Below are 15,867 nucleotides of genomic sequence, written 5' to 3'. Positions count from 1 at the left end.
CTTAATATATAAATTTAGGAAGATCAGAAAAAAGATTATATGTAAACTGCGTTATAATTGTCAACATCCATGGACCGAATATAACCATTGAAAACATAACTACAATGATTTTTGGTACAAATGTAAGGGTTTGCTCCTGTATTTGTGTTGTAGCCTGAAAAATGCTGACAATAATTCCGACAAGCATGCCAAGCAACAACATAGGAGCTGAAACAAGTAAAGCCACTGAAAGTGCTTCTCGAGCTATATATATAACCATCTCTTGAGTCATTTCTTCACATCCTTAAATGCTTAGTGAAACCCTGCAAGAATTGAATTAATAACTAAATTCCATCCGTCTACCATGACAAATAGCAATATCTTAAAAGGTAAAGAGATCATTATTGGAGGTAGCATCAGCATTCCCATTGACATAAGTGTGCTGGATACTATCATATCTATCACTAAAAAAGGTATAAATATTATAAAACCCATTTGAAAAGCAGTTTTTAATTCACTAATTATAAACGAGGGAATCAGTACATATGTAGGTATATCATCAAGTGTATTTAATGGGGTTTCAAGTTTTGCATAATGTACAAAAAGAGCCAAGTCTTTTTCCCTTGTCTGTCTAAACATAAAGTTGCGTAAAGGAATCTGAGACCTCCGTAAAGCTTCAGAAGTATCAATTTCTTGATTCATGTATGGTTGTATAGCTTCACTATTTATCTCGGTCCAAACAGGTGCCATTACAAATACAGTGATAAACAAAGCAAGACCTATTAAAACCTGAGTAGGCGGAACTTGTTGAACCCCCAACCCATTTCTAACAAATGAAAGCACGATTATTGTTCGAGTAAAAGAAGTCAACAATGTAAGTATTGAAGGCGCTAAGGATAATATGGTAAGCAGTAGAACTATTTGTAAGGCCATAGCAGTTTCACCGGTAGTTTCAGCCTGCTTTATAAAAGGGAATGATGGAACTGGTATTGGAATGTCTTGTGGAGCTGCGTATACAATTTTCTCGTAGCACATTAAGCATAAACTTGTATAAGTCATTTTTATTACAGTATTCTTATTAATTTTCATTTTGGTCCACCACTACCTATTTTGTCTGAACTGCCTTTAAGTTTATTGAAATAATTGTTTAAATGTACTGCAAAAGCCCTGTCATGGCTTTCTTGATTTGCCTCAGCAGCTCTTATTAACTCTGCTTCCTCGTGTCCAATTTTTTCAAGTAAATCCACACTTTCTTTTGTTACACCAAGTATCAACATACCCTGCGGCGTATTTACAATATAGATACCTTTCTCACCACCAAGTGATAAACTGTCGACAACCTCCATATATTTGCTTTTTATTATTAGCCTCATTTGGTGCTTACCTATCCATCTGACAGTAAAATATGCTAGTAAAGAAATAGCAATGAAAAATATTAGATAAATTAAAAATGTCATAACATTTGTAATTGTAGATGGACTTTTATAAATAATATCTTCAGGAGTATCAATATCATAATTTTTAATGTTGTCAATATTGATAGGCTCTGCAAATATTTGGATTCCTGTAAAAAACATAAAATATACAACTAATATACTTAAGCATATCATGTACTTTCTCATCGAAAAACCTTCTTTTAGCTCAGAGCCTTTTTTACTGCTTCGAGTACTCGTTCTGGCTGAAATGGTTTTACTACAAAGTCTCTGGCTCCTGCTTGTATCGCATCAATTACCATTGCTTGCTGCCCCATAGCTGAACACATTATTATTTTTGCTGAAGAGTCCATTGCCTTTATCTTTTTTACAGCTTCGATACCATCCATCTCCGGCATTGTAATATCCATAATTACAAGATCTGGCTTTAGCTCATCATACATTTTAACTGCTACCGCTCCGTTTTCAGCCTCACCGGAAACTTCATAACCGTTTTTGGTAAGTATGTCTTTGATCATCATCCTCATAAAGGCAGCATCATCTACTATTAATATTCCTCCCATTAAACTCATCCTCCTATTACTGTAAACTCTTAACCCTATCAACAGAGTTAATTATTTCTGTTATTCTTACCCCGAAGTTTTCATCTATTACCACAACTTCGCCTTTAGCTACCAATTTTCCATTAACTAAAATATCGGCCGGTTCTCCAGCCATTTTATCTAACTCTATAATGGTCCCGGAAGATATTTCTAAAATTTCCTTTATGGTCTTTTCTGTTCTTCCCAATTCGACAGTGACTTCCAATGGAACATCCAGTATCAAATTAAGACTTGAGCTTTGAGCAGCAGTCGGCTCTTCTTTAAATGTGTGAAACTCCACGGGCTTTACTGTAACTTCAGCATTTTGTGCTGATTTTAAAGGTTCTTTTTGGGGCATAGTTAAAACAGCTTCTTGCTCTGTTATATTTCGAACCGAAGTCTGCTCACTATGTATTTGTTTTGGTTCTTCATTAATTTTTTCATTATTTATGCTGTCAGTGTTAGTCGTTGTTTCACTTAAGGAGAGGGTATAAAGTTGTTCCACTAAGCTTTTTGCAAAAGGAATCGGCATCAATTGCATTATTTCACTTTTTAAAAAGTCACCAACTTCCATTTTAAAAGAGATAGTTACTATATCTTCATCTTCATCAAAATATCCTTTTAAAGAATCTGTAGCTAAATTTATCCTAGTCACACGTGGAGGTGATATATTAATATCTTTTTTAAGCATTATAGATAATGAAGTTGCTGCAGATCCCATCATTTGATTCATTGCTTCTCCTACAGCACTCATTCTAATGTCATCTAATTCTACATCAACATTACTCCCGTCACCCCCCATCATAAGATCTGCTATAATTTTTGCGTCATCTTCCTTCATTATCATTAAAGTGCTGCCATTAAGGCCCTTTGTATAGGAAACTTCAATGCTGATAAACGGTATCGGATAAGCTTCTTTTAATTTTTTAATATTTGTTATATAAACTTTTGGAGTGGTAATAACCACTTTATTTCTCAATAAAGAATATAATGTCGTAGCCGAAGTTCCAATAGATATATTTCCAATTTCACCTAATGCATCCATTTCTTCTCTTGTTATTTGAACATTTTCTGCTGCTCCATTCATAAGTTCCTTAATTTCTTCAGATGACAGCAACTGATCATCCATTAAATTCGCCCCCCTCTCCAAACTTTTTTTGTATTTTAATTGCCATTTTATTACGATGAACGCCAATCGAACCTGAGAATTTTAATTTGTCTTTAATGAAAATATCCGCACCATCTTTTATATTTTTATTCAATGCTATCACATCTCCGGTTGCAAGATTAATAAATTCACCAACGGTTATAAGGGTTCGGCCAAGCTCTGCTCTAATTTCTGTTTTAGTATCGTAAACTTTTTCCGTTATGAATTGTTTTGTTGTCTCTGCTTGTTCTTGCTTACTGGTAGACAACCATATTCTAGTAGATAATTTAGGTATTATGGGTTCCAATACAATATGAGGTATGCAAATATTAATCATACCTTCACTGTTGCCAACTTTAGCATTAAACGTAATTAAGGCAACTGCTTCATTAGGAGAAACTAACTGCACAAATTGAGAATTCGTTTCAAGCTTTTCCAAAGTTGTTTGAATATCTGCGATATCTTTCCATGCATCACTTAATATTCTGGTCATTTTACTAAAAACTTTTTCAATTATACCGGTTTCAATTTCTGTAGGTTCTCGTAATTTTCCGCTATATTCTCCTGGTCCTCCCAACAGCCTATCGATAATTGAAAAAGCAATGGATGGATTTATCTCCATTATAGCAGCACCTTTTAATGGTGAAAAATCTACAACAGCAATAAGCGAAGGATTAGGTATAGAAAAAATAAACTCATTATATGTCATCTGCTCCACAAAAAATACATTTATTTGAACAACAGTCCGTAATTGTGCAGAAAGGTAAGTAGTCAATAAACGAGCAAAATTTTCATGTATCATGCTTAATGTGTGCAGCTGCTCTTTTGAGAATTTATTTGGACGTTTAAAATCATATGGTTTGACTTTTTTATCCAATTCTTTGCTTTTGATTTCTTCTGCTTTTACTTCTCCAGTGGACAGGGCTGACAGAAGAGCATCTATTTCATTTTGAGAAAGTATATCAGACAATATATCCGCCTCCACCCACTTAATTTACAATAATGCTTGTAAAGTATACATCGACAATACTTCCATTAGTCAGAATTTGGTTTAAGGACTCCTTAATTTTTTTTCTTAAATTCTCCATACCTTCACTATCCTTAATTGAATCATAGGTCTCAGATCTAAGTATTACAAAAATTTTATCTCTTATTTCGCTTTCTTTTAATTTAAGTTCATTTTCCACGTCTTTACTATTTAATAGATAAACCAAAGACAATCTTATATATCCCTTATCGGATAAATTTGTAAGAAATTCTCCTGCATCATAGGTTATGTTACTTTTGGATTGTTCTACAACTGTTTTATTGTTGCCGGCTATGTTTTTTGCTACAAAATATGCAACTCCACTAGTTAGCAACATTAAAACAAATAAAAGCAATATAATCATTATCAGGTTTTGAAATTTGCTCTTATCCTTTTTTTCTGGGTTATTCTGTGTTGCCAAACTTATTATCCTCCTTTACTTAGGTTCCTCTGCTTCAGATGCGGATTTTAAAATTATAATGTCCACGCGTCGATTCAAAGCCCTGTTTTTTTCCGAATCATTGGGAGCTATCGGTCTATATTCACTATAACCTGCAGCCGATATAATATATGGGGATAAGTTATGCCTTTCTATCATATATTTTACAACATTTACGGCTCTTGCAGTTGATAATTCCCAGTTTGAAGGAAATTCACTTGTATGTATGGGTAAGTTGTCCGTATGACCTTCAATTCTTATTTGTCTGTGGCTTTCGATAAGCAATGGCGCAAGTTTATCCAGAATTTCTTTTGCATCATTCCTTATATCCGCTTTGCCGGAATCAAACAAAACTCCCTCGACAAATCTTACAACCAGCCCACGCTCATCTAAATTAACTTGGACACCACCTATATTATCTTCGTCTATGATTTTTTGAATTTTTTCTTCTAATAACTCAAATTCCCTTTGTTCCTCTGCAGAAATCAGAAAACTTCCTGCATCTCCTGCTTCGATAAAATCTCCTTCGCTTAAAGTCATACCGCCTTCGATTATCCCTAATGAACCTTGCAGTGAAAGCATCGCCATGTCAAATTTCTTTTGGTCAACACTTGAAAGTGAAAACAGCAGCACGAAGAATATAAGAACTTGTGTGATTAAATCACCGTAAGTAGTCATCCATGCAGGAGCACCTGCTGCTTGTTTATCATTTTTATTACTTCGCCGTCTGCTACCAGGCAATATCTTCACCGCTTTCAATATCTTTATTTGAGTTCACATGCTTTCTGCTAGCAGGCGCCAAAAATGCCTTTAATTTTTCCTCAATAATTCTTGGGTTTTCACCGGCTTGTATGGAAAGCATGCCCTCTATCATTACTTCCTTAATGAGTATTTCTTCGCGGCTTCGCACTTTAAGCTTTCCGGCCATGGGTATAAAAAATAAATTTGCAACTAATGAACCGTAAAACGTAGTAACCAGAGCTACTGACATTCCTGGGCCTATTAATTCAGGGCTATCCAGGTTTTTCAACATATTTATAAGCCCAATAATTGTTCCTATTAAACCAAAAGCCGGAGCTAGTGCACCCATTGTTTCCAAAATTCCCTGTCCTTCGCTATGCCTTTCCTCTAAAAAAGCAAGTTCGGTTTCCATTATATTTTTTACCAGCTCGGGATCCGTACCATCGACAATCAGCAATATACCCTTTTGCATAAAATCATCTTTTAATTGATAAGCAGCATCTTCGAGTGCAAGCAGTCCTTCTCGGCGGGCAGTTTCGGCAAGGGCTATAATGGTTCTTATTACATCACCTGCATCAATAGGTTTTTCAGTAAATACAATCCTTATGATTTTCATTAGACTGGTGAATTTTGAGAAAGGATAGTTGACTAATGTGGCTGCTATAGTACCGCCAAATACTATCATAGCAGAAGGGATATCTATGAATGCCATTAATGTTCCGCCCATAAAAATGGCCCACATAAACAATATAATGCCACTTATAATACCGATTATCGTAGCTAAATCCATTCTTTGCTGCACATCCCTTCAAAATTTTACAAGTTTTACTGCAAAAAAATACGTTTTTTGTATTGTATAACTTTATTGATAATCTCGTCTTTTTTCTCTAAAACTACAAGTTTCTTATCTGTGGTTAATGTTACGACGGTGTCTGGCGTAGATTCTACACTTTCAATCAATTCGGCATTTAAAACAAATTTCGTGCCGTTTAGCCTAGTCAGTTCGATCATACTATTTGACACCTCATTTCCGGGCTTGACTTTTATCAAGCCCGGTTATTTTAATCTTATCTCTTGAGATTAACCAATTCTTGAAGCATTTCATCAGATGTTGTAATTATACGCGAATTAGCTTGAAAACCTCTTTGTGTTATTATCATTTGAGTAAACTCTTCAGAAAGATCTACATTAGACATTTCCAAATACCCAGGAGCAATAGCACCTCGTCCGCCGGTACCGCTTTCACCGATCTGCGGTTCTCCGGAGTTATTCGAGTAGCGGTACATATTTTGTCCGGCTTTTATCAGGCCTGCTGGGTTATCAAAATTTGCAAGAGCCACTTGTGCTAACTGCCTATTATAACCATTGTCAAAGATACCGGTTATAACTCCGGTAGTATCAGTGGTAACATCCGTCAGAGTTCCTGCGGGGTACCCGTTTTGATAGGAAAGATCAACATTTGTTTCCTTGGCATATTGTGTAGTACCTGAAAAATCTATGCTAATTGACATATTGTCAGCTCCATTAGCAAGATCAAATGTCATTGTTCCTCCCGCAGGAATGTTACAGTTACCATCGTTGTCAAATGTTATTGTTCCAGTATTATTGGCTATATTAGTAACATTGCTATCGGTGAAAGTGATATTGTAATTCCATTCATTAGCATTTGTTTTGGTAAATTCAATTGTTAAGTTATGAGCACATCCCAGAGAATCGTATACTTTAAATGGCAGTGAATATGTTCCATTATTTTCTGTTTCAGCATTAAGGTTTTTTGCGAAATTGATTTCAGTCGTTGCTGACGCAGGGATCATCATGCCTTTCCTGATTTCTATGCTTCGAATTGACTGTGGTGATTTATCCGCAGGAACTTCATGCTTTTCCGTATCCTGCCAGCCCATGACTTTAAGGCCGTTAGCAGTATTTATCAGGTTGCCGTTTTCGTCGAATCCAAAGTTTCCTGCTCTAGTATAGAACATATCGAGGCCGTCGCCAACAATAAAGTATCCGTCACCTTCAATGGATAAATCAGTCATGTTACCGGTATATTCAGCACTGCTTGGTGAGTGTATGGTATCAATCGATGCAATTGTCATGCCTAGTCCTACCTGCATTGGATTAGTACCGCCGCGATTTCCTTGGGGCGATGCTGCTCCGCGCATAGTTTGACTTAAGGTATCCTGAAATGTAACTCTGCTTTTTTTAAATCCGACTGTATTAACATTTGCAATGTTATTTCCTATAACGTCCATTTTTACCTGATGATTTCTGAGGCCTGTTACCCCAGAAAACATTGACCGCATCATAAAAACTCCTCCTTATTTTTAGTGCCTACTCCTTCAGTCAGTCCGGAGCTGAAGCCTCCTTACGGTCCGGCTTATAAAATTACGGCACCGTCTATATTTGTAAACACATTCTCTTTTACGCTGTCTCCATTCATAGCTGTAATTACTGTTCGGTTTTTTATACTAACAACAAAAGCCATATCATTCATTAATATGAGCGATTCTCTTACACCCTTTTGCTCAGCTTTATCTACCGCATTATTAATCATTTCCTTTTGATCTTTTGTCAACTTGATGTTTCGCATATTCATACGCATTTGAGCATGCTGCGATATTTTAAGTTCTTTATCTTCTATCTTTTGCTGAAGAATTTGATCAAAGCCTTTTTCAGGAATCGTTTGTAGCTTTTTTACCCCTGTTGAAATCGGTGAAATACCAATATTCTTTCCGGATTGTATTTTAGAATAATCCTGCATCTGCCCCCACCTCTTTTATCTTATCTCAGCCACATTTTCAATAGGTACCTTTACTTCACTATCTTCATTGCTAATTATCAAGTTTACACTTCCTCTATCAAAGGCAATCCCTTTTATAGTGCCCTCAACTTCATTTTGCTCAACTACAGCTTTTGCTGTTTTACCTATTGTGCTTATAGCGGAAAGGCTGGCCATTTGTATATTAAGATTTTGCATTTGCTCTAAGGAACTAAATTGAGCCAGTTGAGCGATATACTCATTGTTGTCCATGGGCTCTAACGGATCTTGATACCTCAATTGGGTAACCAGAAGCTTTAGAAAGTCATCTTTATCCAAATTTGTTGTTCCCAGTTTCTGTTCTTGGTTTGCTGTGTAATAATAGTCAGTATTGATTATAGACACAATATCACATCCTCATACTTTATAGTTTATTCTGCTGACATTTCCCCATTGATCATAGTAGTCCTGTATCAGAACCTCTCGATTTTCTGGTTCTTGTTTGTTAAAAATACTTCGTACGCCTTTGGATTTATTATAACTGCTGTTGCTATTTGACTGCTGATTGAATGCTCCCATTTCCAATTCATCCGACAACTTATATACATTTATTTCTGAAACACTATATCCTTGTTGCTTAATTTGATGTTGAAAGTCTATAGCATGGAGTTTTAGTATATCCCTTACTTGTGTATTTTCTACAAAAAGCTCTGCTTTCAACTTATCTTTATCTGTGAATACTTTGATTAATACACTACCAAGATAATCCGGTTTCAGCCTGATGCTCACCTGTTGGGTTTCGCCTTCTAAAGCAAAGTGCATCTTGTCCACCAATTGATTTAATATCTCGGTGGTTTGGCTGTTTTCCGCGGAAAATGAAGCTGGACTAATTTTATCGTCCTGCAAAGCAACGGTTGATTCCTTTATAGAGGTGTTAGCAGCATCCAAATATAGTGATTCTACCGTATTTTTATCATCATACATAATCTGATTGTTTCGTAAATCGTTGTTTAAACCATGTTCATCTCCAAAAACTTTTTCAACATTATTATCCCTGACATAAGTAGTAGGTGAACTATTTTCTTCTTTATCTATTAAATTGTGAATATCGAACTTTTCAAGACTACTCTTTTCATGCTTGTCCTGGACTAATAAATTAGGCGTTGATGAATTATACTCCCAGATAAACTTGTCACCATTACTATACCTTGCGAGGTCTTCGGTTTGCTCTATTTCCGGCTTAGTATTTGTAAGCATCTCATTGAGCAAAGTATGCACTTCTTTTGAATCCATTTCCGGCATATTTGTTGGAAAAGCCTTTTTCATTGCCAAATAGAATATTTCGGCAGTATCTTGTGTCACATCACCGTTTATACTGAATTCTTGTAATATTTCTTGCCAGCATTGAATTAACTTATTTTGGTGAAATTCTGTATTAGTATAAAGGTTGGCCAAATCTGCATTAAGATTTATATCTGCATCGGGCAATTGGCCGTTAACTGCTGCTTGCAAATCCTCGATTTGAACATTAATATTTAACAAATTTAATAACTGTATCAAGAAAGCATTGTTTTCTTGCATCTTGCTATCCTTATCATCAGCATTCAAGTCTTTTTCAATTATTTTTCTTATACCTTCGAGATGATCTTCAAAGTTTTTTGAGCTTTTACTGGTGTTCGGTTTGTTTTCATTGAAGTTATTAACCGAGTCACACGCCACTTCAAAAGCTTGCAATACCATTTCCATGTTTATCACCCCCTTTCTATAATAATAGTTTATTTATAGGCCGCTCATTTTTTTAGTAATTGAAGCGGCTTTTTGTGGATCAAGGTTTGATAAGATTTCAGAAACGGTTTCTTTTTTCATGTTCTGAAATAGCTGTATTAAGAAATCATCTTCTATATTTTCTAAAATCTTAGCAGCATTTCTTGCTTCCATCAGTTCATAGTACTGAGCTAAGTCTTTAATACTTTCCATTTGCGTTTCCAGCTTTCCCTTAGCAACTTCAAGTTCTTGCTCCAGAGCTTCAAGCTCTGCTTGTTTTTTAAGCAGCTCCGATTCTTTATTTTTTATTTCCTGCTTTTGTTTTTCTATTTCTAACCATTCGTCTTCTATTCTCTCTTTTTCCTCTTCAAGGATTTTATCATCTTCTTGTATTTCGCTAAATTGTTCAGAGTCTACTTTATTTTTCAAAATGGGAAGCTTGGAAAAAACAGCTTTTACCGAGGGATGTAATCTATTAAAATCATAGAATTTAAAGCAAAGAAGGCAAATTGCTACAATAATTAAAACTATTATTATTCCAAGTATGATAATAGTTTTGCCGCTAAAAATATTTTTCATCAGGTGTATTCCTCTCTAAACGACTATAATTTATATTAGCAACCTCGTCACTAATTTTTTGTTCTTCATTATTTACTTTCTTATTATAATCGACATATTTTTTTTCTTTAATCTTTTCGAAGATTTGCTTTTCTTTTCTATGAGCTAAATAGGAAAGTCTCCTTTTTTCATAAATATCATGAGCTTGTTTGACAGCCATCTTTTGTTCATCAATTTGGGATGTCATATGAGAAGCATACATGCTATAATCTGATAATACCCTCGTTTCAACTGAATTAGATAGTTTTTTTTCAATTCCTTCCCATACCTTTTTTTTTGACCGTTCCAATTGAACCAAATGTTTTTCCTCTTTATTCTTTTTAATAACCGCCTCAGCAAGTTTTTGTTTTTCCGTTTTTTCTTTAAGCTGTTTTATTCTTAAAGGAGTCTCTAATCTAAAGTAAAACTTCTTCATAATTCTTCATCCTCAAATATTCTTTCTAATGCATTTATGGTCTGTTCAAAGTTAATTTTTTCTTCCACTTCCTGTTTCAAGAAGTTTTCTATTTTATCGATATACTTTATCGATTCATCAATCTGAGGATTATTGCCTTTTACATATGCCCCTATGTTTATCAGGTCTTCTGCTTCTTTATAAACTGAAAGTATGTTTTTTACTCTGCCTGCCAGTTTCCGGTGATTTGGAGTAACAATATCATTCATAAGTCTGCTTATGCTTGCCATTACATCTATGGCAGGATAGTGATTCTTGTTTGCAAGTTCTCTTGACAAAACTATATGACCGTCTAAAATGCCTCGAACCGCATCTGAGATAGGTTCATTTAAATCGTCGCCATCGACTAAAACCGTATAGATCCCGGTTATTGAACCCTTCGCAGATGTTCCTGCCCTTTCTAAAAGTTTTGGAAGGGTTGCATAAACCGAAGGAGTGTATCCTCTGGTTACTGGAGGTTCACCTGCTGCTAAGCCAACCTCCCTTTGAGCCATAGCAAATCTTGTTATTGAGTCCATCATTAATAGTACATTTGCTCCTTGATCCCTAAAATATTCCGCTATTGCAGTTGCGGTAAAAGCTGCCCGAGTCCTTACCAATGGTGGCTTATCGGAAGTAGCTACTACTATGACAGACCTTTTTACACCTTCTTCTCCCAAGTCTTTTGTTATAAAAGAGTTTAATTCCCGTCCCCTTTCACCTACTAAAGCTATCACATTAACATCAGCCTTTGTATTTCGGGCAATCATACCTAAAAGCGTGCTTTTTCCTACGCCGCTTCCTGCAAAAATTCCAAGTCTTTGGCCTATGCCACAGGTTAATAATGCGTCAATGGCCCTAACTCCGACGGGAAGCGGTTCACTGATTATTGGACGTTCAACCGGATTAGGTGGATTATTAGAAACTGGGTAGTGCAATTTTGCCTTTAAAGGCCCCTTGTCATCAATAGGATTACCTAAACCGTCCAGCACTCTTCCTAAAAGCTCATCACCGACTGGAGTCGTCATTTTTTTTCCTGTAGCTTCAACATCCCACCCTGGACCAAGATCTTCCATATCGCCTAACGGCATCAAAATTACGATTTCATCGCGAAAACCTACTACTTCTGAAAAAATAGACTTTGGATTTTTAGGAGATTTTATTATACAAATCTCACCCAGCTCCGCCGGAGGACCTTCAGACTCAATCGTAAGGCCAACAATCTTAGATATTCTGCCTTTTGGTTTTATAGTGATTATATCATCCAAAAGAGAATAAACGTAGTCAAAGTTATTTTTATGCATCATCTATTACTTCCAATTCCCTTAATGCTAACCTAATATTTTCTATCTGAGTATGTACTCCGGCATCGATCTCAAAATGCGGTCCCTCTATGATACAATCGCCTGAGGATAAAAAGGGATCTTTTATTATGGTAGTTTTTTTAAGTTCATCTTTTAAATCTGAAATCATGAGCTTTACTCTCTCAAAATCATTTTCTGAAACACGAATTAAAATATTTTTCTCCTCACCTGCTTTTTCCATACCGTTTCTTATTAAATCCAGGAAATAAGCATTATCGTTCTCCTGAATTTTTTTACATAATACTTTTTCTGCAACAGCTAGTGATAATTTCAAGCATTCCTTTTCAAGATGTTTTCTGTATAAATTATTCTGTTGATTAAGTTCTTGTAAGGTTTCAGTCAATTCTTTTACATGTTCGCTCCATTTTACTTGCTGATCTTTTAGAGCGGTTTCAATACCTTCCATATATCCTTTATCGTAAGCATCTTTCTCGATCTTTTCTTTTTCTGCATGGGCTCTAGAGATAAGCTCTGCTGCTTCTGCTTTTGATTTTTCAATAATTTCTCGAGCTTTCGAGAAGGCCTCGTCCAACAATTGCTTGGCTTTGTCGTCATAAAGTTTTTCATAAGTTAGATCAGACCCATTTATAATTTCTTTATTATATTCTTTATTGTTTTTTTTTGTTGTCAAATAATATTCCTTAAGCTTTATAGGATTTTCTTTCTCAAAGGCAACACGCTTAAAAACATTAGACAATGATTTCATCACCTCCGCCGCGAGAAATGACGATTTCACCTGCATCTTCTAATTTTCTGATAATATTTACAATTTTCTGTTGAGCCTCTTCCACATCTCTTAGTCTAACAGGGCCCATATATTCCATATCCTCATTTACCATTTCAGCTTGACGTTTAGACATATTCTCAAAGATTCTCTTTTTCACTTCCTCACTAGCTCCTTTTAATGCCAATGTCAAGTCACGATTATCAACTTCACGAAGAGTACGCTGTATCGCACGATTGTCCAAAGCAAGAATATCTTCAAATACAAACATACGGCGTCGTATTTCCTCGGCTAAATCTGGATTATCTGTTTCCAATGCTTCAATAATATTCTTTTCCGTGCCTCTGTCCACATTATTTAAAATATTAACAACAGCCTGAATTCCGCCTACGTTTGTATAATCCTCTGTTACAACTGAGGCTATCTGCCTTTCTAAAACCCTTTCAACTTCCATAATTATATCAGGCGAAGTTCTGTCCATGGTAGCCACACGCCGTGCAATATCTACTTGCTTTTCAGGTGGTAATGATGAAAGAAAGGAAGCCGCTTGTTCAGGATCTAAGTATGTCATTATAAGAGCTATGGTTTGAGAGTTCTCATTCTGTAAAAAATTCATCAATTGAGACGGATCAGCCTTTCTAACAAAATCAAAAGGTCTAACTTGGAGTGTTGATGTAAGACGGTTAATAATTTCGAGAGCTTTTTGAGTGCCTAAGGCTTTCTCCAGTACCTCTTTTGCGTAATCTATTCCACCTTCTGTTATGAAGTTTTGGGCGAGTAACATTTGATAAAATTCTTCCATTACTTCGTTTTTTTCTTCATTGGATATTTTTCTCATATTGGCTATTTCAAGCGTCAGCTGCTCAATATCTTCTTCGTTTAAAAATCGATAGACATTGGCAGCTATTTCCGGGCCCAAAGAAACTATTAAAATAGCTGCTTTCTGCTTACTTGTTAATTTAGTTTGCTGTGCCATGAAAATACACCTCTAATCTTCTTTGAGCCAGGTTTTAAGCACCTTGGCAACTTCCTCAGGTTTTCTACGTGCAAGTTTCTCTATTTTATCATAAAAACTACTCTCTTTAATCTCTTGCGATTCGTCCTGCGTTTGAGTAGCTGCTGCCTGCTGCATCGCTAACATCTCTTCTGAAATCTTTTCTTCTTCACTTATTGCTTTCCTACGATTTAAAAACATTCGAATTATGATAAATGCCAAAATAATTGATAAAATAAGTCCGGCAATTTTAATATTCCTCATACGTGCCTGCTCTTTTTGCTGACGTGCCATTTCATCCGCAAAAAACTTAGCCATATCATTTTTAAACTCCATACCTTCTATAGAAATCTGATCTCTTTCAGGATCATAACCAATAGCATTGCCAACCACTTGGGTAATTGAATCTTTTTCAGCATCATTTAATTCCTGATTTATAACCACTGAAACGGTTAGTTTATCAACAGCTCCGGGTGCTACCGTAAGATTTTCGTTGGTTTCGTTTATCTCAAAGTTTCTTATAACTTCGGACCTTTGCTGTTCCGACTCACCGGTTTGAGTCTGGTTATATCCAGGTACATTTGAGTCAACTCCGGGAGTCCCTCCGTAGGCACCTCCTGTACCGCTGAAATGCTCCTTTAATTCTTGAATACTTCTAACTATTCCCTCGCCGGTTTCTTCATTAACAGGAGCAAATAACTTGTTTTGCACAATTTTTTTGTCAAAATTAAGTTTAGCATTAACTCTCACGGCTACATTACCTGGGCCAAAGATTTGTTCAAGTAATGACTGAACGCTAGCTTGAAGCTGATTTTGAAAATTATCCTGAATAACCAGCTGATTATTTATTAGTTCTTCATTATCTTCAGATTGCGAAATAGCTGCGTTGGAAAGCGTTTTGCCGTATTGATCCACCACCACCACATTTTCCTGTTTCATATTTTTGACTGAGTAAGTAACAAGATTAATTATGCCCATTATTTCTTCTTTAGTCATCTGAGCACCGGGTTTAACTTCTAAGAAAATCGCTGCAGATGGCTCATAATTTGAATCCGGTTCTATAAACAAAGATTTTTCCTGTTGAACAATATACACTCTGGCCGATTCAACTGACTCCATCATCTCTATGGCCTTAGTAAGTTCCCCTTGTAATGCTTGATTGTATTGCACTTGTCTTTCCCAGTCGGTGGTGCCAAGCCGTGTTTTATTGAACATTTCGTCAAATCCAGATGAATTACTTTTAGGCAGACCTTCCTGCGCTAAGGTCAACCTGGTCTTATATTTTTGTTCCGGATCTACTAATATGGTTTTCCCTCCGTCTTCAAGTTCATATGATATATTTAGATCATCAAGTTTCTTGACAATTTCTCCGGCATCGCTTATATCCAGATTTGTATAAAGCGGTACATATTTCGGTCGACTTATAAGGTATAACATTATACCTAAAATTACAATAACAACTATCACAGAAACTATGATCTTTACTTTTTGTGCCCTATCCCTGCTTTGCCAAAATTCAACAACTTGGTGCTTTAATTTTTGAAAATAATCCATTACGTTACACCCAGCCTACCACTATATCTGCATTCTCATAATTTCTTGATAAGCTTCCATAGCTTTATTACGTATTTGTAAAGTAAGCTCAAGTGAAATTTTGGCTTTTTCACCGGCAATAAGAACATTATGTAGGTCAATCTCATCGCTGAAAACCTCACGGCCAAGCAGAGATTCATATTCCTTTTGATATGTATTAGCCGATTCTAACACATCACTAAATATTTTGCCAAACGATTTATCCCCTTGAGTCTTTAATGCCTCGAAATTGTTATTTATATCTCTTGTATTATCAACTTCTATTTTCAATG

General features: G+C 35.8%; 21 protein-coding genes. All 21 read right to left on the bottom strand.

What is annotated here, in order from left to right; all coding sequences use genetic code 11:
* Window position 1: 1 nt before the first annotated feature.
* Complete coding sequence (fliQ, locus tag TEPIRE1_RS06175; protein WP_013778307.1) at window positions 2-271, bottom strand: flagellar biosynthesis protein FliQ; 270 nt, start codon at window positions 269-271, stop codon at window positions 2-4.
* A 20-nt stretch (window positions 272-291) separates the two neighbouring features.
* Window positions 292-1,068 carry a flagellar type III secretion system pore protein FliP gene (gene fliP, locus TEPIRE1_RS06170; RefSeq protein WP_013778306.1) on the bottom strand — a complete coding sequence of 259 codons (777 nt, stop codon included), beginning with the start codon at window positions 1,066-1,068 and terminating at the stop codon, window positions 292-294.
* Entirely contained in the window at window positions 1,065-1,601 is a 537-nt protein-coding gene (locus TEPIRE1_RS06165) for a FliO/MopB family protein (RefSeq protein WP_013778305.1), read from the bottom strand. The genes fliP and TEPIRE1_RS06165 overlap by 4 nt, the downstream gene beginning before the upstream one ends.
* 14 nt (window positions 1,602-1,615) lie before the next feature.
* The gene (locus TEPIRE1_RS06160; RefSeq protein ID WP_013778304.1) at window positions 1,616-1,975 is read right to left on the bottom strand and encodes a response regulator; all 360 of its coding nucleotides are present in this window, start codon (window positions 1,973-1,975) and stop codon (window positions 1,616-1,618) included.
* A 16-nt stretch (window positions 1,976-1,991) separates the two neighbouring features.
* Window positions 1,992-3,122, bottom strand: a complete 1,131-nt coding sequence (gene fliY / locus TEPIRE1_RS06155) for a flagellar motor switch phosphatase FliY (RefSeq protein WP_013778303.1) — start codon at window positions 3,120-3,122, stop codon at window positions 1,992-1,994.
* Window positions 3,115-4,110 carry a flagellar motor switch protein FliM gene (gene fliM / locus TEPIRE1_RS06150; RefSeq protein ID WP_013778302.1) on the bottom strand — a complete coding sequence of 332 codons (996 nt, stop codon included), beginning with the start codon at window positions 4,108-4,110 and terminating at the stop codon, window positions 3,115-3,117. Before fliM ends, fliY begins: the two co-directional genes overlap by 8 nt.
* Before the next feature lie 19 nt (window positions 4,111-4,129).
* Entirely contained in the window at window positions 4,130-4,588 is a 459-nt protein-coding gene (locus TEPIRE1_RS06145; protein WP_013778301.1) for a flagellar basal body-associated FliL family protein, read from the bottom strand.
* 15 nt (window positions 4,589-4,603) lie between these two features.
* Window positions 4,604-5,356, bottom strand: a complete 753-nt coding sequence (locus tag TEPIRE1_RS06140) for an OmpA family protein (RefSeq protein ID WP_081460116.1) — start codon at window positions 5,354-5,356, stop codon at window positions 4,604-4,606.
* Window positions 5,337-6,137, bottom strand: coding sequence for a motility protein A (locus tag TEPIRE1_RS06135; RefSeq protein ID WP_013778299.1), 801 nt, complete (start codon window positions 6,135-6,137; stop codon window positions 5,337-5,339). Before TEPIRE1_RS06135 ends, TEPIRE1_RS06140 begins: the two co-directional genes overlap by 20 nt.
* A 35-nt stretch (window positions 6,138-6,172) precedes the next feature.
* A complete protein-coding gene (locus TEPIRE1_RS06130) occupies window positions 6,173-6,358 on the bottom strand; it encodes a flagellar FlbD family protein (protein WP_013778298.1) in 186 nt (61 codons plus the stop codon).
* Between the two features lie 56 nt (window positions 6,359-6,414).
* Window positions 6,415-7,653 (bottom strand): flagellar hook protein FlgE, encoded by a 1,239-nt coding sequence (locus tag TEPIRE1_RS06125; protein ID WP_015295312.1) that lies wholly within the window; start codon window positions 7,651-7,653, stop codon window positions 6,415-6,417.
* Window positions 7,654-7,724: 71 nt separating this feature from the next.
* On the bottom strand, window positions 7,725-8,108 hold the full coding sequence (locus TEPIRE1_RS06120) for a TIGR02530 family flagellar biosynthesis protein (protein WP_013778296.1): 384 nt from the start codon (window positions 8,106-8,108) through the stop codon (window positions 7,725-7,727).
* Window positions 8,109-8,123: 15 nt separating this feature from the next.
* Window positions 8,124-8,510 (bottom strand): flagellar hook assembly protein FlgD, encoded by a 387-nt coding sequence (locus TEPIRE1_RS06115; protein WP_013778295.1) that lies wholly within the window; start codon window positions 8,508-8,510, stop codon window positions 8,124-8,126.
* Between the two features lie 12 nt (window positions 8,511-8,522).
* Window positions 8,523-9,851, bottom strand: coding sequence for a flagellar hook-length control protein FliK (locus TEPIRE1_RS06110; RefSeq protein WP_013778294.1), 1,329 nt, complete (start codon window positions 9,849-9,851; stop codon window positions 8,523-8,525).
* A 33-nt stretch (window positions 9,852-9,884) separates the two neighbouring features.
* Window positions 9,885-10,448, bottom strand: coding sequence for a MotE family protein (locus TEPIRE1_RS06105; protein ID WP_013778293.1), 564 nt, complete (start codon window positions 10,446-10,448; stop codon window positions 9,885-9,887).
* A complete protein-coding gene (gene fliJ, locus TEPIRE1_RS06100; RefSeq protein WP_013778292.1) occupies window positions 10,432-10,902 on the bottom strand; it encodes a flagellar export protein FliJ in 471 nt (156 codons plus the stop codon). The genes TEPIRE1_RS06105 and fliJ overlap by 17 nt, the downstream gene beginning before the upstream one ends.
* A complete protein-coding gene (fliI, locus tag TEPIRE1_RS06095; protein WP_013778291.1) occupies window positions 10,899-12,227 on the bottom strand; it encodes a flagellar protein export ATPase FliI in 1,329 nt (442 codons plus the stop codon). The genes fliJ and fliI overlap by 4 nt, the downstream gene beginning before the upstream one ends.
* Window positions 12,217-12,915, bottom strand: a complete 699-nt coding sequence (locus TEPIRE1_RS06090) for a FliH/SctL family protein (protein ID WP_158505933.1) — start codon at window positions 12,913-12,915, stop codon at window positions 12,217-12,219. The genes fliI and TEPIRE1_RS06090 overlap by 11 nt, the downstream gene beginning before the upstream one ends.
* Window positions 12,916-12,973: 58 nt before the next feature.
* Complete coding sequence (gene fliG / locus TEPIRE1_RS06085; RefSeq protein WP_013778289.1) at window positions 12,974-13,984, bottom strand: flagellar motor switch protein FliG; 1,011 nt, start codon at window positions 13,982-13,984, stop codon at window positions 12,974-12,976.
* 12 nt (window positions 13,985-13,996) lie between these two features.
* On the bottom strand, window positions 13,997-15,556 hold the full coding sequence (fliF, locus tag TEPIRE1_RS06080) for a flagellar basal-body MS-ring/collar protein FliF (RefSeq protein WP_013778288.1): 1,560 nt from the start codon (window positions 15,554-15,556) through the stop codon (window positions 13,997-13,999).
* A gap of 21 nt (window positions 15,557-15,577) precedes the next feature.
* Window positions 15,578-15,865, bottom strand: a complete 288-nt coding sequence (fliE, locus tag TEPIRE1_RS06075; protein WP_013778287.1) for a flagellar hook-basal body complex protein FliE — start codon at window positions 15,863-15,865, stop codon at window positions 15,578-15,580.
* Between the last annotated feature and the right edge of the window lie 2 nt (window positions 15,866-15,867).

The sequence above is a fragment of the Tepidanaerobacter acetatoxydans Re1 genome (assembly GCF_000328765.2).
Classification (GTDB): Bacteria; Bacillota; Thermosediminibacteria; order Thermosediminibacterales; family Tepidanaerobacteraceae; genus Tepidanaerobacter; species Tepidanaerobacter acetatoxydans.
Note: the sequence above shows the minus strand (reverse complement) of the source record. Positions and strands in the feature narration are given on the sequence as shown.